The sequence below is a fragment of the Amycolatopsis jiangsuensis genome, assembly GCF_014204865.1.
In the GTDB taxonomy this organism is placed as follows: domain Bacteria; phylum Actinomycetota; class Actinomycetes; order Mycobacteriales; family Pseudonocardiaceae; genus Amycolatopsis; species Amycolatopsis jiangsuensis.
In genome coordinates this window covers 7,628,631-7,646,679 of record NZ_JACHMG010000001.1, presented here as the reverse complement: position 1 = coordinate 7,646,679, position 18,049 = coordinate 7,628,631, and the positions used below count along the sequence as shown (strand labels likewise).

Genomic DNA, 18,049 nt, shown 5'->3' with positions numbered 1-18,049 from the left:
CTCCCTAGGCGACGAGCCGGTAGCCGGCTTCGGTGACCGCGCCGGCGACCGCCTCTCGCGGCAGCGGCTGCTCGCTGGTCACCTTCACGGCACCCGTTTCGAGGTCCACCTCGACCGCGTCGACCCCGGCGAGCTCGCCGACCTCCTCCTTCACCGCCCCCACGCAGTGCGCGCAGGTCATCCCTTCGACGGTGTAGGTCGCCTCTGTCATCGCCGTCCTCCTCTTCAGGCTTCCCGTCCGATACCACTGTTTATACCCCTCGGGGGTAGGGTGTGCCATGCGGCCCACCTGTGGGACGGGTTACCCGCCGAGGCAGACTGCCGGTATGCGGAAGATCTACGCGATCGGGATCGGCGCCGGCGACCCGGAGCACCTGACTGTCCAGGCGATCGACCGGCTCAACCGGGCCGATGTGTTCTTCGTCCTCGACAAGGGGGCCGCGAAGGCCGATCTGGTCCGGTTGCGCAGGCAGATCCTGGACCGCTTCGTGACCGGGCCAGGGTATCGCGTGGTGAGCCCGCAGGATCCGGAGCGTGACCGGAAGCCACTGGATTACCGCGCCGCGGTCGCGGACTGGCACCGCCTGCGCGCGGATGTGTACGAACGGCTGATCCGTGACGAGCTCGGCGAGGACGAGACCGGCGCTTTCCTCGTGTGGGGTGATCCGTCGTTGTACGACAGCACGATCGCCCTCATCGAAGCGGTGCTGGCGCGGGGGACGGTGACCTTCGACTACGAGGTGGTGCCCGGTGTGAGCAGCGCTTCGGCACTGGTCGCACGGCACCGCACGACGATGAACCAGATCGGGCGCGCGGTGCAGTTCACCACCGGCCGCCGGCTCGCCGACGGCTGGCCCACCGACGCCGACGACGTCTTCGTGCTGCTCGACGCGCACACGACGTTCGATCAGTTCGTCGACCAAGGAATGTGGATCTACTGGGGCGCGTATGTCGGAACGCCGGAGGAGATTCTGCTGTCCGGTCCGCTGGACGAGGCGCTGGCCGAGCGCATCCGGACGACGCGGACGGAGGCGCGGGAGCGGAACGGCTGGATCATGGACACCTACCTTCTGCGGCGCCCGCAGTGAGGGAAGCGGTCGGCCACCCGTCTCCGGGCAGCGGTGACGAAGGTCGTCGGCCGGCTTGGGTCGGGCGCGGGGAGTAACCCAGCTGGGTCAGGGGAGCGCGGGCATGACTCGGCTTGGGTCAGGCGCGAGGCACGACTCGGCTCGGGACAGGCGCGGGGCACGACCTGGCTTGGGTCAGGGGGCGCAGGCTCGGCTTGGGTCAGGGGCCTCGCGCATGGCCCTGAGGGACTGGTTTCCGCGGTGGCGCTGCCCGGATGAGGCCGGTTGACGCCGACCGCGGTCGTTGCCCAGCACCGGCTCGTGGGCCTGCGTCCTAACGTCGGCGGGTGAATGTTGCCGCCGGGGGGCGTGTTTCAGCGCCGGCCAGCGGATGTTGCCGTCGGCGGGTGTCTCAGTGTTGGCAGGCGTGCCCGGGGCGGGGGGGGTGCTCGGGCGTTGGCTCGTCGGCGCTGTCCCAGCGGTCAACTCGTGTGCCAGTGCCAGTGCGGCGGGTCGGTGCAGCGGCGTCGGCTCAGGCATCGGCGAGCGTTGCCTGGCGCGGGCGGGCCCTCGGCGCATCCGCGAGTGGTTCCCCACCATCGACAGGGGCGGGCTGCGGGAACAGGGACGCGCGGAGGCAGGCGGTTCCGCGTGTAGGGGGTGCTCGGGTGTCTGGCGTTGGCTTGTGGGTGTGTCGGCGGTGGTGTGCGCGCAGTATTCCGGTGTCGCCCGCCTTTCTGTGCCGGCGTACGTTTCCGTGCCGCTTGGGTGTGTGTGTCGGGGCGGGTGGGGTGCAGGGTGACGTCCGGGCTGTCTCGAGAGACGAGCGTCTTGATGGAAGGGGGTGTGCCGGGGGAGGGTCTGTCGTGAGCGAGGACTGCATCGAGGGCGGGTCCGTGTCGGGGGGCAGGTTTGCTGTGTGCGAGGGGGCGCGCGCTGCGGAAGGAGTGCGTCTCGAGGGAGGGACGCGCCGTGGGAGGGGCGTCCCGTGGAAGGAGCGCGTCCCCGTGGGAGGGGGCCACTTGGGGGTGGATAGCAGGAGGGGCCCCGGGAGAACCCGTTGTGTTGGGTTCTCGGACCGGGGCCCCTGCTACTTCATGTTGGGTTCGGCGGTGTCCTACTCTCCCACAACCCTTCGGTTGCAGTACCATCGGCGCTGTCAGGCTTAGCTTCCGGGTTCGGAATGGGACCGGGCGTTTCCCTGACGCTGTAACCACCGAAACACTCCGAAACAACACCCACCCACCACGCCCCGGGGTGAACCCCGGGAACCTGGGTGGTGGTGTGGTGTTTCAGAACCGTAGAGTGGATGCGTAGCCTCTTCGTGGGCAAGTCCTCGGCCTATTAGTACCAGTCAACTCGACAACACATTACTGTGCTTCCATATCTGGCCTATCAACCCAATCGTCTCTTGGGGGCCTTAACCCACAGGGGGTGGGATACCTCATCTTGGAACAGGCTTCCCGCTTAGATGCCTTCAGCGGTTATCCCTTCCGAACATAGCCAACCAGCCATGCCACTGGCGTGACAACTGGCACACCAGAGGTCCGTCCGTCCCGGTCCTCTCGTACTAGGGACAGCCTTCCTCAAGTATCCTACGCGCGCGGCGGATAGGGACCGAACTGTCTCACGACGTTCTAAACCCAGCTCGCGTGCCGCTTTAATGGGCGAACAGCCCAACCCTTGGGACCTACTCCGGCCCCAGGATGCGACGAGCCGACATCGAGGTGCCAAACCATGCCGTCGATATGGACTCTTGGGCAAGATCAGCCTGTTATCCCCGGGGTACCTTTTATCCGTTGAGCGACACCCCTTCCACCAGGAGGTGCCGGATCACTAGTCCCGACTTTCGTCCCTGCTCGACCTGTCAGTCTCACAGTCAAGCCCCCTTGTGCACTTGCACTCAACACCTGATTGCCAACCAGGCTGAGGGAACCTTTGGGCGCCTCCGTTACCCTTTAGGAGGCAACCGCCCCAGTTAAACTACCCATCAGGCACTGTCCCTCACCCAGATCATGGGCGTAGGTTCAGATTCCCAATCCGACCAGAGTGGTATTTCAACAACGACTCCACCACCACTAGCGTGACGGCTTCACAGTCTCCCACCTATCCTACACAAGCCGAACCGAAAACCAATACCAAACTATAGTAAAGGTCCCGGGGTCTTTCCGTCCTGCCGCGCGTAACGAGCATCTTTACTCGTAATGCAATTTCGCCGGGCCTGTGGTCGAGACAGCCGGAAAGTCGTTACGCCATTCGTGCAGGTCGGAACTTACCCGACAAGGAATTTCGCTACCTTAGGATGGTTATAGTTACCACCGCCGTTTACTGGCGCTTAAATTCTCAGCTTCACCCCCCGAAGGAGGTTAACCGGTCCTCTTAACGTTCCAGCACCGGGCAGGCGTCAGTCCATATACATCGTCTTGCGACTTCGCATGGACCTGTGTTTTTAGTAAACAGTCGCTTTCCGCTGGTCTCTGCGGCCACCCACCCCTGAACCCGCATGGGGCATCAAGGCGTGTGGCCCCCCTTCTCCCGAAGTTACGGGGGCATTTTGCCGAGTTCCTTAACCACAGTTCACCCGATCGCCTCAGTATTCTCTACCTGACCACCTGTGTTGGTTTGGGGTACGGGCCGTGCATGCACTCACTAGAGGCTTTTCTCGACAGCATAGGATCACCCACTTCACCTCAAACGGCTACGCATCACGTCTCAGCCTGTTCAGCGGCGGATTTGCCTACCACTCGGCCTACACGCTTACACCAGTACAACCACTCACTGGCGGAGCTACCTTCCTGCGTCACCCCATCGCTTGACTACTACGGAATCAGATCCCACGCTCCACAACACCCACCCCGTCCGAAGACGACGAAGATGCGCTTCGGGTGGTTAGTATCAACCGCCTCGCCATGGGCGCACATGCTCGGGTACGGGAATATCAACCCGTTGTCCATCGACTACGCCTGTCGGCCTCGCCTTAGGTCCCGACTTACCCTGGGCGGATTAGCCTGGCCCAGGAACCCTTGGTCATCCGGCGGCAGAGTTTCTCACTCTGCATTCGCTACTCATGCCTGCATTCTCACTCCCACACCCTCCACCACTCGCTTCCGCGGCAGCTTCACCGGATGCAGGACGCTCCCCTACCCACCCACACCACTAGACACAACCCCGAAAGGCTGAGCCGATGTATTGTGTGAGTGACACAGCTTCGGCGGTGTGCTTAAGCCCCGCTACATTGTCGGCGCAGGACCACTTGACCAGTGAGCTATTACGCACTCTTTCAAGGATGGCTGCTTCTAAGCCAACCTCCTGGTTGTCTGGGCAATCCCACATCCTTTCCCACTGAGCACACACTTAGGGGCCTTAGCTGGTGTTCTGGGCTGTTTCCCTCTCGACGACGAAGCTTATCCCCCGCCGTCTCACTGCCACACTCTCACACCACGGTATTCGGAGTTTGGTTGATTTCGGTAACCCGGTAAGGCCCCTAGACCATCCAGTAGCTCTACCCCCGTAGTGAAACATGCGACGCTGCACCTAAATGCATTTCGGGGAGAACCAGCTATCACGGAGTTTGATTGGCCTTTCACCCCTACCCACAGCTCATCCCCTCAGTTTTCAACCTAAGTGGGTTCGGCCCTCCACACGGTCTTACCCGCGCTTCAGCCTGGCCATGGGTAGATCACTCCGCTTCGGGTCTAGACCACGCGACTCACACGCCCTCTTCGGACTCGCTTTCGCTACGGCTACCCCACCCGGGTTAACCTCGCCACGCAGCACTAACTCGCAGGCTCATTCTTCAAAAGGCACGCCATCACCCCATCCCCAAAGGGGAACTCAGGCTCTGACGGCTTGTAGGCACACGGTTTCAGGTACTCTTTCACTCCCCTCCCGGGGTACTTTTCATCTTTCCCTCACGGTACTCGTCCGCTATCGGTCTCCAGGAAGTATTTAGGCTTACCGGGTGGTCCCGGCAGATTCACAGCAAATTCCACGAGCTCGCTGCTACTCGGGAACACCACCAAGACCTACAACGACAGCTTTCGCGTACGGGGCTCTCACCCACTCCGGCCGCCCATCCCAAAGCGTTCCACTAACCATCGCGTACATCCGGAGAAATGTCAGTCTCTCCAAGGTGGATCCCACAACACCGCCCACACAACCCCTGACAGGTATCACATGCAAACGGTTTAGCCTCATCCGCTTTCGCTCGCCACTACTCACGGAATCACTCTTGTTTTCTCTTCCTACGGGTACTGAGATGTTTCACTTCCCCGCGTTCCCTCCACACACCCTATATATTCAGATGCGGGTGACACCACATCACTGGTGCCGGGTTTCCCCATTCGGAAATCCTCGGATCACAGCTCGGTTGACAGCTCCCCGAGGCATATCGCAGCCTCCCACGTCCTTCATCGGCTCCTGAAGCCAAGACATCCACCATGTGCCCTTAACAACTTGACCACAAAGATGCTCGCATCCACTCTACAGTTCTCAAACACCACACCAGAAACAACAATGTGTTGCCTCAGAACCCAACAGCATGCCAGGAACATGACTCTCGCCCGACCCCGCACACCCGGCGTTCCACGACCCCGAAAGATCAGTACTAACCGGCGGCAACGCCACCACGAGTCCACATAAACCAGTAGCTCCACAATTCCTTGAGCAACCCAGACAGAAACACAATCGGTCCCTCAGCCTGAGCCACCCCACGCCCGTGATCCGGGTATCCCGGGGAACGTGGATGTGTTGTGCTCCTTAGAAAGGAGGTGATCCAGCCGCACCTTCCGGTACGGCTACCTTGTTACGACTTCGTCCCAATCGCCAGTCCCACCTTCGACCACTCCCCCCCTGACGGGTTGGGCCATGGGCTTCGGGTGTTACCGACTTTCATGACGTGACGGGCGGTGTGTACAAGGCCCGGGAACGTATTCACCGCAGCGTTGCTGATCTGCGATTACTAGCGACTCCGACTTCACGCAGTCGAGTTGCAGACTGCGATCCGAACTGAGACCGGCTTTAAGGGATTCGCTCCACCTCACGATATCGCAACCCTCTGTACCAGCCATTGTAGCATGTGTGAAGCCCTGGACATAAGGGGCATGATGACTTGACGTCATCCCCACCTTCCTCCGAGTTGACCCCGGCAGTCTCCCACGAGTCCCCGCCATCACGCGCTGGCAACATAGGATAAGGGTTGCGCTCGTTGCGGGACTTAACCCAACATCTCACGACACGAGCTGACGACAGCCATGCACCACCTGTACACCAACCACAAGGGAAACCACATCTCTGCAGCTGTCTGGCGCATGTCAAGCCCAGGTAAGGTTCTTCGCGTTGCATCGAATTAATCCACATGCTCCGCCGCTTGTGCGGGCCCCCGTCAATTCCTTTGAGTTTTAGCCTTGCGGCCGTACTCCCCAGGCGGGGCGCTTAATGCGTTAGCTACGGCACGGACAACGTGGATGTCGCCCACACCTAGCGCCCAACGTTTACAGCGTGGACTACCAGGGTATCTAATCCTGTTCGCTCCCCACGCTTTCGCTCCTCAGCGTCAGTATCGGCCCAGAGACCCGCCTTCGCCACCGGTGTTCCTCCTGATATCTGCGCATTTCACCGCTACACCAGGAATTCCAGTCTCCCCTACCGAACTCAAGTCTGCCCGTATCGACCGCACGCTGAAGGTTAAGCCTCCAGATTTCACGGCCGACGCGACAAACCGCCTACGAGCTCTTTACGCCCAATAATTCCGGACAACGCTCGCACCCTACGTATTACCGCGGCTGCTGGCACGTAGTTAGCCGGTGCTTCTTATCCAGGTACCGTCAGTCACCCTTCGTCCCTGGCGAAAGAGGTTTACAACCCGAAGGCCGTCATCCCTCACGCGGCGTCGCTGCATCAGGCTTCCGCCCATTGTGCAATATTCCCCACTGCTGCCTCCCGTAGGAGTCTGGGCCGTGTCTCAGTCCCAGTGTGGCCGGTCACCCTCTCAGGCCGGCTACCCGTCGTCGCCTTGGTAGGCCATCACCCCACCAACAAGCTGATAGGCCGCGGGTTCATCCCATACCGCCGAAACTTTCCACCCACCACCATGCGATGACAGGTCATATCCGGTATTAGACCCAGTTTCCCAGGCTTATCCCAGAGTACAAGGCAGATTACCCACGTGTTACTCACCCGTTCGCCACTCATCCACCACCGAAATGGCTTCAGCGTTCGACTTGCATGTGTTAAGCACGCCGCCAGCGTTCGTCCTGAGCCAGGATCAAACTCTCCAACAATGAACAGTTCCATCCAGACTACAAATGTAATCTCAAAGAAAACCCCACGAGGAGGGGTTCATACAAAAAAGCTCTACTGGCTTAGTTCACTAGCACACTGTTGAGTTCTCAAGCAACACACCCACAACCAACCCGCATCACACGAGCCAACCATCGGCGCTGTTCCAAGCAATTTTGTAGCAGGCCACCCACTCAATCACCCTCAGGGCGAGAGCTTGGTTCGTGTCCCTGCAGCCACCCGGTCTCCCTGGCGACTCGAGAAACTTTACACGCCCCCCAACCACCCGAAACAGGGGGGTACCTTAAGTGGATCTTCGCAGGTCAGCACCGGTGAATCGCGGCTTCCACACAGCAGTGCGCCGGGGTGGCCAGCCTTCCCGCGGACATCGGCTCGGGCCGGGCACCTAATCTGAATCCCGGCGGCCGGGACCGGCCGGGGCTTGGACGGTGGTCCGGCGGAGGCCGGGCCTGTGGTGGAAGAGCGGTGACCGATCGATGAAGACCGTGTTCGTGACCGGGGCCAGTGCGGGGTTCGGGGCGGCGATCGCGCGGCGGTTCGTGGCGGAGGGGGCCCGGGTCGTCGCGGCGGCGCGCAGTGCCGAGCGGCTGACTGAGCTCGCCGGGGAGCTCGGCGACGCTGTGCTGCCGCTGGCCCTCGACGTGCGGGACAGCGACGCCGTCGCGCAGGCGGTGGCCGGGCTGCCCGACGCCTGGAGTGACATCGACGTCCTGGTCAACAACGCGGGACTGGCCAAGGGGCTCGAACCCGCGCACGAGGCGAAACTCGCGGACTGGGACCAGATGATCGAAACCAACGTGACCGGTCTCGTGCACCTCACGCGTGCGGTGCTGCCGCGGATGGTCGAGCGCGGCCGCGGGCACGTGATCAACCTCGGCTCGATCGCCGGCACCTACCCCTACCCCGGGGGCAACGTCTACGGCGCGACCAAGGCGTTCGTGCATCAGTTCAGCCTCAACCTGCGCAGCGACCTGCACGGTACCGGCGTGCGCGTGACGAACGTGGAGCCCGGGCTGTCCGGCGGCACCGAGTTCTCCGCCGTCCGGTTCGGCGACCGGGCGAAGGCGGACCAGGTCTACGCGGGCACGACTCCACTGACCGCGGACGACATCGCGGAGTCGGTGTACTGGGCGGCGAGCCAACCTGCGCACGTGAACGTCAACGTGATCGAGCTGATGCCGGTCGTGCAGAGCTTCTCCGCCCTGCAGGTGGACCGCGAGGGCTAAGCCGGGGCGTAGCGCTCGAGGCCGAACAGCTCGTACAGCGCCTGCTGCCGCGGCGTGCGGTCCGACAGGATCCGGCGGGTGCGCGGGCGGCCGCCGGTCGAGCGGTGCCTCAGCACCGTCTCGCCGATGCCGCACAGCTGGTCGAGCAGCTCGGCCACGGACAGGTTCATCCCGGCCCGGTCGGCCTCGCGCCGCATCAGGTGGGTGACCGTGGCGGCGAGGACCGACACCAGCGTGTGCACCGCGATCCGGTGCGGTGTCCACTCCGCGCGCGCGGACGGGCCCGCGCCGGTCAGCCAGCGGAACGTCGATTCGAGGTGGGTTCGCGCGCGGTAGGCGGTGACCACCTCGGCGACCGGCCAGTCCCGGTCGGTGACCAGTACCTGTTTGCCGAAGAACTCGTCACCGAGCCGGGCGACGGCGGCGTCGTCGACCCGCCGGGTCAGCCGGATCTCGCCCGCGCGGGTGCCCTCGAGGGTGGTGCCGAGGACGCGTTCCACCCGGCGGCCGCGGATGATCCGCGAGATCTCCGCGCGGACCTGGGTACGGTCGCCTCGATGGGTGCCGGCGGCGAGGGCGGCGGCCAGCCCGTCGAGTTCCCGCACCGCGGTGCTCAGCTCGTCGGTGAACGCGCGTTGCTGCGCGGCGTGCAACGTGTCGGAATGGGTGACGATGACGCGACGGCGGACGCCGTCCACAATCGCCCGGGTGTCGAGCGCGGTCAGCCCGGCGAACCGTTCCGGATCGACCCGCCGGTGGCCCGCAGCCGGGCGCGCCAGCAGCTCCGGGTGGTCGGCCAGCGGCAGTGCGCCGACGAATCCGCTTCGCGCGCCGAGGTCCAGCTGCGCGGCCTGACCGGCGTGGAAGACCAGCGTGACGTCGGCGTCCGGGTAACGGCCGCCCAGTTCGCCGGCCAGCGCGCCGAACGTGGGCGCGGCGCTGCGCCGGTAGACGCGCGAGGCGAGCGGGATGGCACCGTCGCGGGTCACCACCAGGCCGAGTCCGGCCAAGACGTCCCTGCCGACGAGTGTGCAGTCCGCGGCGGTGAACGCGGCGAACTGCGCGACGTCGACAGCCAGCGCTTCCGTACCGTCGTCGCCAAGCAGCCCGCGGACCGCCTCGGCCACGGCGGCCTCGACGCCGGTGATCCGCTCGGCCGAGAGCCTCCTCAGCGCACGCTGGTGGTTCGCCGCGGTGATCGCGCCCTTGGGCGGGCGGGGGCGGACCAGGTCCTGGGCCGCGCAACCGGACCACCACTGCTCGAACTCGGTGTCCGGGGCGGTCGCCCGGTGCAGCACGGCGAGCGCCACGTGGAACCCGAGGGTCGGCCGCGCCCGTTGCGCACCGGCGACCACGTCGACCCGGCGGATCAGGTCGAGCCGCTGCAACGTTCCCCACACCGCGGCCACATCGCCGAACGACCGGTGCCGCGCGCCGGCCGCCGCGGGTGCGCTGCCGGACATCGCCGCGGCGATGTCCTCGGCCGTGCCGAGGTAGCGCTGGCCGACCACGCGGGGTTTGCCGTCCACCCGCGCGGACTCGGCCAGGTAGTAGTAGACCCGGCCGCCGATCCGCTTCCCGACCACTGACGCCACCCTTTAGGTAATACCGGCCGGCAACGCGTGGGGCAACCGGCACGCCGTGCTGACCTGCGCCGATGATCGGCGGTCCTCGAACGGGTGAGGGCCGGGCGCACGACGCACTGGCCGGTGGCGGCGCAGCGGTCCTAGCGTGGCCGGAATGGGACCCGATCCTGACGACACCGCCCCCACCGCCTCCGCGATGCGCCGTGCGCTCGCCCGCGCACGGGACGGCAAGACGCTCGACGTGGCCGAGGCGACGGTGCTGCTGCACGCCCGCGGCGACGACCTCAAGACGCTGTCCGACCACGCGTCCCGCATCCGCGACGCCGGTCTGGAAGAAGCCGGCCGCGCGGGAGTGATCACCTACAGCCGCAAGGTGTTCATCCCGCTGACCCGGTTGTGCCGGGACCGGTGCGGCTACTGCACGTTCGTGACCGTGCCCGGCCGGCTCGAATCGCCGTTCCTCTCCCCCGACGAAGTCCTCGAGATCGCCCGCAAGGGTGCGGAAATGGGCTGCAAGGAAGCCCTGTTCACGCTCGGCGACCGGCCCGAGGACCGGTGGAGCGCCGCGCGGGAATGGCTCGACGCGCACGGCTACGACGACACGCTCTCCTACGTCCGCGCGATGGCGATCCGGGTGCTGGAGGAGACCGGGCTGCTGCCGCATCTCAACCCGGGGGTGCTGAGCTGGCAGGACTTCCAGCGGCTCAAGCCGGTCGCGCCGTCGATGGGCATGATGCTGGAGACCACCGCGCGGCGGCTGTGGAGTGAGAAGGGCGGGCCGCACTACGGCTCGCCGGACAAGGATCCGGAAGTCCGGCTGCGGGTGCTCGACGACGCCGGGCGCAGTTCGGTGCCGTTCACCACCGGCGTGCTCATCGGCATCGGCGAGACGCACACCGAACGCGCCGAGGCGATGTTCGCCATCCGCAAGACCGCCAGGGAGTACGGCGGCATCCAGGAAGTCATCGTGCAGAACTTCCGGGCCAAGCCGGACACGAAGATGCGCGCGACCCCGGACGCCGACCTGGAGGAGCTGGCCGCGAACATCGCGGTGGCCCGGCTCGTGCTCGGCCCGCGGATGCGGATCCAGGCGCCGCCGAACCTGATCGGCAACCAGTACGACCTGATGATCCGCGCGGGCATCGACGACTGGGGTGGCGTCTCGCCGCTCACCCCGGACCACGTGAACCCGGAACGCGCGTGGCCGCAGATCGACCAGCTGGCCCGGCAGACGGAGAAGGCCGGGTACGCGCTGCGCGAACGACTCACCATCTACCCCGAGTACATCCAGCGGGGCGAGCCGTGGCTCGATCCGCGCGTCACGCGGCACGTCGCCGCGCTGGTGGATCCCGAAACCGGGCTGGCCCGCGAAGGCGCGATGCCGGTGGGCATCCCGTGGCAGGAGCCCGACGGCGGCTGGGAGGAGTCCGGGCGCACCGATCTGCACACCGAGATCGACACCACCGGCCGCACCGGCGACCGGCGCGGCGACTTCGACTCGGTGTACGGCGACTGGAACGAGCTGGCCGGCAAGATCAAGGCGGGTCCGCAGAAGTTCGACACCGACATTCTGGAGGCCCTGCGCAGCGCGGAAAAGGACCCGGCCGGGCTGTCCGACGACGCCGCGCTGGCGTTGCTGCACGCGGACGGCCCGGAGCTGGACGCGCTGACCGGGCTGGCCGACGACCTGCGGCGCGAGGTCAACGGCGACGACGTCACGTTCGTCGTCACGCGCAACATCAACTTCACCAACGTCTGCTACACCGGCTGCCGGTTCTGCGCGTTCGCGCAGCGGCGCACCGACGCCGACGCGTTCACGCTTTCCCTCGAGCAGGTGGGCGATCGGGTCGACGAGGCGTGGGCCGCGGGGGCGACCGAGATCTGCATGCAGGGCGGGATCCACCCGGATCTGCCCGGTACCGCGTACTTCGACCTCGCGGCCGAGGTGAAACGGCGGCAGCCGGACATCCACCTGCACTCGTTCAGCCCGATGGAGGTGCTCAACGGGGCGTCGCGCACGAACCTGTCCATCCGGGACTGGCTGGTGCGGGCGAAGGAGTCCGGTGTGGACTCGCTGCCGGGTACCGCGGCGGAGATCCTGGACGACGACGTGCGGTGGGTGCTCACCAAGGGCAAGCTGCCGACGTCGGAGTGGATCAAGGTGGTCACCACCGCGCACGAGATCGGGCTGCCGACCACGTCGACCATGATGTACGGCCACGTGGACAACCCGGCGCACTGGGTCGGGCACCTGAAACTGCTCGCCCGGCTGCAGCGGGAAGGGCTGGAGCGGCACGGGAAGCGGGGGTTCAGCGAGTTCGTGCTGCTGCCGTTCATCCACCAGAACGCGCCGATCTACCTGGCCGGCCTGGCGCGCGCGGGCACCACGCTGCGCGAGAACCGCGCGGTGCACGCGCTGGCGCGGCTGTTGCTGCACGGGATGATCGACAACATCCAGAGCTCCTGGGTGAAGCTCGGTGAGGAAGGCAGCCGGGCGGTCCTGCGTGGCGGGGTCAACGACATCGGCGGCACGCTGATGGAGGAGACGATCAGCCGGATGGCGGGCGCGGCGAACGGCTCGTACAAAACGATCAGCGACATGCGCGCGATGGTCGAGCCGCTCGGCCGGCCGCTGCGGCAGCGCACGACGTCCTACGGGGTTCCGTCGGACGAGCGGGTCGCGGCGGCGGCCGCCTCGGACGGGGTGGCGACCGCGGTACGGAAGCCGCTCCTGCCATTGCTCACGCCCTGACGCGTCAGGCCATGGACGAGGCCGGCCACGACGTGCGCGTGGCCGGCCTTGTCCGGTTACCGGATCAGTTCGCGGCGATGGTGACCTTCGCCGTCTTGCTGCCCTGGTCCGGCGTGATCTGCACGGAGAACAGGTGCGTCGCCGGGTCGTAGCCGACCTGTCCGGCCTGTCCGCCCTGCGCGGTCACCGACACCGCGGACGGCGAGTATCCGTGCAGGGTGACCGGCCCGTCCCCGGGACTGAACGCGACGGACGCGTGCACCGTGCCGTCGTCGGACAGCTCGGTGATGCGCTGCTTCCCGAGTGAGACGTACTTGCCCGCGTCACCGAGGAAACCGATGCCGGACTTGCCCACCGGCACCACCTGGAAGAACGACCCGTCGCGGGTCACGCCAGCGGTGTCGGTGCCGCCCGCCTCGACGAGGTGGCCGGTGCCCGCGAAGTAGTCGTACACGTACGCCTGGCCGGGCACGCCGACGTCGGCCGGGCGGAACGACGCGGGTGCCTGGGACCGGACTCCGGCGCTGACGCCGAGGTTGTCCAGGTTCGGGCCGTCGTGCCCGGTCGAAGCGGCCCGCACGGTGTGCTTGCCGGCGGTCAGCGAGACCACGACCGGTTGCACCTCCCAGGAATCCCAGTCGGCGGTGGGCATGAACGGCTCGTTCGATGCCGTGCCGCCGTCCACCGAAACCGCCATCGGACGGTCGTCGCCGGTCGGCCGACCGGCGGCGGTGCTGTTGGCGAACCGGAACTGCAGGGTGTACGTGCCGTCCTTGGGCACGTCGACGGTCCACTCGACCGAGTCTCCGTCGGTGTGCTGGAAGTCGGCGAACCCGCTGCCGGTGTAGCCCTTGTGGTCCTTCGCCGCCACGGCGCCGGTCAGCTTGGCGTTCTCCGCCTCGTACACCTTGTCCGGCTCGGAGTCCGGCGAGTTGCGGGCGTACTCGTAGACGTAGCCCGCGGTCATCGGACCGTGCCGGCTGGCCGTCGTGGCGACCATCGGAGCCTGCTTGCCGCCGGCGTCGCGGACGTAGCTGGCGGTGTCGGCGACGAGCGGAGTGTCCGGTTTGACGATCGCGCCGTCCGCCATGGCCACCCGGTGCAGATTGTCCGCGTTCTCCTCACCGATCTTGTCGCCGACCCCGACCGGGCCGGCGGTGAGATTCTGCAGCAGCAGGTTCCGGGTCTCGAAACTCATCGCCACGTCCGCGAACGGCCAGGTGCCGACCGCGTTGGCCAGCCGCGAGGTGTAGAGCAGCCGGTCCCACTTCGTCCGTTCGAACCGGTCGTCGGTGACCCGGGTGTTGGTGACCTCGTTGTACAGCGTGCTCTGCAGGAAGTCCTGTACGAGCGGCATGCAGTACTGGATGTCCATCCCGTTCGCGGCCGCGGACTTGGCCATGTTGCCGAGGAAGTCCGCGCGGTCGGTCAGATTGAAGTCCGGCTGCGCGTGCGAACAGAGCCAGTCCTGCTCGTAGGTCTGCACACCGTTCTGCTTGAGGTAGCTCATCCGGTCATTCCAGTACGCCGGGTCGGTGACCACCGCGCCGGACATCTTGTACTCCTGGTGGTACGGACTGGACGGATCGATCCACCGCCCGTGCGTGATCATCGGGAGCCCGACGTCCTGCTGGAAGTCCTTCATCCCCTGCGGGAACAGCTTCGGGTCCGCTTCGTAGCGGTAGGCGCCGTCGCCGACCGCCTTCCAGTCCTGGTTCGGGCCCTTGGGGTAGAACCAGCTGTCCAGCTGCATGTTGCCGACCGGGAGGCCGTTGTCCTGCCAGTGCTTCCGCACGGCTTGCAGGGTGCCGGTGTAGCCGAGCTTGTCGTCGTACTTGTAGTAGTACTTCGCGCCGTTGTCGGTCCAGTAGCCGAGCTTGGCGAGGGTGTTCGTGGCGTCCTGGTCGGGCCGGTGCTTGCCGGAAAGGCCGGTGAGCGCGTTGCCCCAGTCCCGGTAGATGTCGTTCACGTCGCGGCCGAAGGTGAGCACGGTGCGCTGGGTGAACCCGGCGTCGAGCTTTCCGATCTTCGAGGAGACGCCGCTGGTCAGCTTCCCGTTGCCGGCAGTCGTGACCGCGGCGGAGAAGTTCGTGGCGGGCGAGACCAGGTAGCCGCCACCGGCGTCGTCGAAGGTCAGGTACGGACCGAAGACTTCATCGACTGCCTGGTTGAACGCGTGCTTGCCGAAACAGCCGTTGTAGGTCTGGTTGTTCGGCAGCGCGGGTACGGTCGTCAGCGAGGGGAACGCCGCGGTGTTCGCCGACGCCTGCTGGTAGGTGGTGCTGAACAGCACCACCGGACTTCCGCCGTAGGTCCGGATGCCGCTACTGCGGGCGACGCCGCCGGCGGTGTAGTCGAAGTTGATTTCCCGGTAGGTGCCGACGCCGTCCTTGCCGGTGCTGCTCTTGATGTTGCTCGCCGCGGCACCGACCGAGCCGGCGAAGTGGTAGTCCGGTGCGTGGGTGTCGACCGAGTAGCTGCCGTCCGGCTCCACCTTCACCGTCACCTTCGAGGTTCCGGACGTCTCGGCGCTCGCCGAAGCCGCACCGAAGGTGACGCTCAAGGGCGCAGCGGTCGCGACGACGCAGACGAGCGCCAATCGCCTCCGGAGTCGTCCGCGCGGGTTCCTGAATCTCTTTAAGTTGTTCACGTATGTGTACACCCTTCGAGTACTGGAACACTCTGCAAGTGGATGATGGTGAAGTTGATTTACCTGAGTTGTCAACAGAATCCGAGCGGGACAGTTTTTGACACCCGTGCGGCCTATTTGCCAACAAAGTTGTCGAAGCCGGCCGCAAGGGAAAGACAATGCGGGTTGTGCGGAGTGGCCCGGCTGATCGCGAATTGATGCCCTTACGGCATCTCTGGTTCCCCGGCCGGTGATGCGCGGCCGGTTCGGTCCCCCGGCGGTGCGCTGCCGCCGTCGCTCAATCCGTGACGTGCAGCGCGGCGGTGCGATGCAGCCGCCACAGCGCCAGGGCCACCTGCAGCCGCAGCTTTCCGGACGGCTCGCGCAGCGGCCAGCCGAGCAGCTGCTCGGCGTGCCCGAGGCGGCCCTGCAGCGTGGAGTGGTGCAGGACCAGCGCCGTGGCGGCCGCTCGCAGGCTTGCCGTCTTGGCGACGGCGGCAAGCGTGGGCAGGACCCAGGTCGCCGTCGTGCGGGCGGATTCCACCGCACGCACATCGGCGACCGGGGCCGTATCCGGCCCGATCGCGGTGGCGAGCACGGCGAGTCCGCCGAGGTCCGCGTAGTCGACGACACGCGCGCCGGGATCGTCCTCCGCCGCGGTGAAGCGGTAGGCGACGCGCGCCTGTGCCCAGGATCGCGGCAGGTCGGCCACGGCGACGGCCGGGCCGAGGCCGGCGCGGGCGCGCTCCGGCGGCATCCAGTCCGGCGGGACGGCCAGTGGCCCTGGCGTCGCCACGGCGCGGGCACGGGCGCCCAGTCCGAGCCGGCGGGCGGCGAGGAGCCGGGTCTTCTCGTCGGCCCCGGCGTCGAGGACCACCTCGACCGACGCCGGATCGGCCGCGCGACCGCGGGTACGGTCCAGTACGCCGCGCGCCGCCGCGGACGCCCGCTCCAGCACCATCGCGTCGACCGGACCGGGCGGGCCGGGGCGCTCCAGCCACAACGCGGGCGGCCCTCCTTTCCGCACCGGCACGGCGGACCAGTCCGGTTCGGGTGGCTGCGCGGCGGGCACGACCCGGCCGTCCGGCTCCACGCGGAGACGCACGCGGCGTTCGTCGTCGGCCAGCCGTGCCGGGCATCCGGCCAGCACCGCAGCACCGCGCACGATCGGCTCCAGCCCGGCGCCGCCTTCCACGAGACGGTCGAAATAGGCGATGACCTTCACTGTGGCGGCAGCGCCAGGGTCGAGCGCGCTGAGGTGCGAGACGAGATCCCTCATCGGTGCATCATCCCGCGCCGGTGCCTCAGCCGAGCAGGCGCCGAAGCCACCGCAGGCGGGCCTCCCCCGCCTCCAGCGACAGCCCCGCCTGCGGAGCCGAATGGTCGAAGCCGTGGTAGGCCCCCGGCCACAGGTGCAGTTCGGACTGCACACCGCTGCGGCACAGCCGGGTCGCGTAGTCGAGCACCTCGTCGCGGAACGTCTCGGCCGTCCCGACGTCGAGGAACGCCGGTGGCAGACCGGACAGATCGGTGGCTCGCGCGGGCGCGGCGTAGGGCGAGACGTCCGGTCCGCCGCGCGCGTCGCCGAGCAGTGCGGTCCAGCCGATCTCGTTGGCGGCGCGGTCCCACACGCCGAGACCCGCCATCTGCTCCGCGGACGGGCTGTCGTTGCGGTCGTCGATCATCGGGTAGACGAGCAGCTGCCCGAACAGCTCGGGTCCCTTGCGGTCACGGGCGAGCAGGGCGGTCCCGGCGGCGAGGCCGCCGCCCGCGCTCGCTCCCCCGACCAGCACGCGGGAGGTGTCGAAGCCGTGTTCCGCGGCGTGCGCGACCGTCCACTGCAGAGCGGCGTAGCAGTCCTCGACCGGTGCCGGATGCGGATTCTCCGGGGCCACCCGGTAGTCCACCGCGACGAAACCCAGCCCCAGCTCGAGTGCGTATTCCTTGAGCACCACCAGGTCCCGGCCTTTGTGCCCGTGCAGGACCATGCCGCCGCCGTGCAGCCAGAGCAGCACCGGCACGTCGGTGGTGGCCCCGGCCGGACGGCCGATCACCGCAGGAATCGGGCCCCGTGGACCCTCGATGTCCACTTCGGACACCGTCAGCGCGCCGTCGGCCGTCAACACTGACAACTCGATCTGCCGGGCCATCATGCTCGCGCGCATGGCGGGGATCTTCTCGGGCGAGTCGAGCGCGATCCGCTCTTCCCTGCTCAGCTCCAGCGCCGCGGCGAGTTCCGGATCGATCGGCAGCGGCGGGTAGCGGACGGCCATCGGGCACCTTTTTCTCTCGGTGATCAGCAGCGAACCCGATCCTCTCCGGTGCGGGCGCAGTACGCCTCAGCCGGTCGGCGGGAATCACCCGCCAGCTGGCGGGCATGACGGTACTTGTCGGTAATTTGCGTAAGTCAGTCCGACTATTGCGAATTTCCGTCGACAGTACGTATGATCCAGCTCACACGATGTCCCCACCCGTGCATTCGACTCCCG

At 66.5% G+C, this 18,049-nt stretch carries 8 protein-coding genes and 3 rRNA genes; 3 read left to right on the top strand and 8 right to left on the bottom strand.

Annotated features, from left to right (window positions below; translation table 11 throughout):
* Positions 1 to 4: 4 nt before the first annotated feature.
* Positions 5 to 211: a heavy-metal-associated domain-containing protein gene (locus BJY18_RS34250; protein WP_184783978.1), complete on the bottom strand. Its 207-nt coding sequence runs from the start codon at positions 209 to 211 to the stop codon at positions 5 to 7.
* A 115-nt stretch (positions 212 to 326) separates the two neighbouring features.
* Between BJY18_RS34250 and cobF the strand changes: the two genes are divergently transcribed.
* Entirely contained in the window at positions 327 to 1,088 is a 762-nt protein-coding gene (gene cobF / locus BJY18_RS34245) for a precorrin-6A synthase (deacetylating) (protein WP_184783977.1), read from the top strand.
* A gap of 1,083 nt (positions 1,089 to 2,171) precedes the next feature.
* Here the strand turns inward: cobF and rrf are convergent.
* The 3 genes from rrf to BJY18_RS34230 all read right to left on the bottom strand — a co-directional run bounded on the left by rrf (position 2,172) and on the right by BJY18_RS34230 (position 7,348).
* Positions 2,172 to 2,288, bottom strand: a 5S ribosomal RNA gene (rrf, locus tag BJY18_RS34240).
* Positions 2,289 to 2,391: 103 nt separating this feature from the next.
* A 23S ribosomal RNA gene (locus BJY18_RS34235) occupies positions 2,392 to 5,528 on the bottom strand.
* A 301-nt stretch (positions 5,529 to 5,829) separates the two neighbouring features.
* Positions 5,830 to 7,348, bottom strand: a 16S ribosomal RNA gene (locus BJY18_RS34230).
* Together the 16S, 23S and 5S rRNA genes form the textbook arrangement of a ribosomal RNA operon.
* Before the next feature lie 495 nt (positions 7,349 to 7,843).
* On the opposite strand from BJY18_RS34230, the gene BJY18_RS34225 reads away from it, so the two are divergent.
* The gene (locus BJY18_RS34225; RefSeq protein WP_184783976.1) at positions 7,844 to 8,593 is read left to right on the top strand and encodes an SDR family NAD(P)-dependent oxidoreductase; all 750 of its coding nucleotides are present in this window, start codon (positions 7,844 to 7,846) and stop codon (positions 8,591 to 8,593) included.
* On the opposite strand, the gene BJY18_RS34220 is transcribed toward BJY18_RS34225, so the two are convergent.
* Positions 8,590 to 10,188, bottom strand: a complete 1,599-nt coding sequence (locus BJY18_RS34220) for an IS1634 family transposase (RefSeq protein ID WP_446680356.1) — start codon at positions 10,186 to 10,188, stop codon at positions 8,590 to 8,592. The genes BJY18_RS34225 and BJY18_RS34220 overlap by 4 nt on opposite strands.
* Before the next feature lie 187 nt (positions 10,189 to 10,375).
* Between BJY18_RS34220 and BJY18_RS34215 the strand changes: the two genes are divergently transcribed.
* Positions 10,376 to 12,931 (top strand): bifunctional FO biosynthesis protein CofGH, encoded by a 2,556-nt coding sequence (locus BJY18_RS34215; RefSeq protein ID WP_246460603.1) that lies wholly within the window; start codon positions 10,376 to 10,378, stop codon positions 12,929 to 12,931.
* A gap of 64 nt (positions 12,932 to 12,995) precedes the next feature.
* Here BJY18_RS34215 and BJY18_RS34210 read toward each other — a convergent pair whose 3' ends face one another.
* The 3 genes from BJY18_RS34210 to BJY18_RS34200 form a co-directional block, all read right to left on the bottom strand.
* Positions 12,996 to 15,494 carry a CBM35 domain-containing protein gene (locus tag BJY18_RS34210; protein ID WP_184783973.1) on the bottom strand — a complete coding sequence of 833 codons (2,499 nt, stop codon included), beginning with the start codon at positions 15,492 to 15,494 and terminating at the stop codon, positions 12,996 to 12,998.
* Positions 15,495 to 15,858: 364 nt separating this feature from the next.
* Complete coding sequence (locus BJY18_RS34205; protein WP_184783972.1) at positions 15,859 to 16,839, bottom strand: helix-turn-helix domain-containing protein; 981 nt, start codon at positions 16,837 to 16,839, stop codon at positions 15,859 to 15,861.
* A gap of 25 nt (positions 16,840 to 16,864) precedes the next feature.
* Positions 16,865 to 17,833 carry an alpha/beta hydrolase fold domain-containing protein gene (locus BJY18_RS34200; protein WP_184783971.1) on the bottom strand — a complete coding sequence of 323 codons (969 nt, stop codon included), beginning with the start codon at positions 17,831 to 17,833 and terminating at the stop codon, positions 16,865 to 16,867.
* Between the last annotated feature and the right edge of the window lie 216 nt (positions 17,834 to 18,049).

Bases quoted from the DNA above. Each gene is read 5' to 3' on its own strand.
- BJY18_RS34250 (WP_184783978.1), bottom strand. From the start codon at position 211: ATGACAGAGGCGACCTACACCGTCGAAGGGATGACCTGCGCGCACTGC.
- cobF (WP_184783977.1), top strand. From the start codon at position 327: ATGCGGAAGATCTACGCGATCGGGATCGGCGCCGGCGACCCGGAGCAC.
- BJY18_RS34225 (WP_184783976.1), top strand. From the start codon at position 7,844: ATGAAGACCGTGTTCGTGACCGGGGCCAGTGCGGGGTTCGGGGCGGCG.
- BJY18_RS34215 (WP_246460603.1), top strand. From the start codon at position 10,376: ATGCGCCGTGCGCTCGCCCGCGCACGGGACGGCAAGACGCTCGACGTG.
- BJY18_RS34205 (WP_184783972.1), bottom strand. From the start codon at position 16,839: ATGAGGGATCTCGTCTCGCACCTCAGCGCGCTCGACCCTGGCGCTGCC.
- BJY18_RS34200 (WP_184783971.1), bottom strand. From the start codon at position 17,833: ATGGCCGTCCGCTACCCGCCGCTGCCGATCGATCCGGAACTCGCCGCG.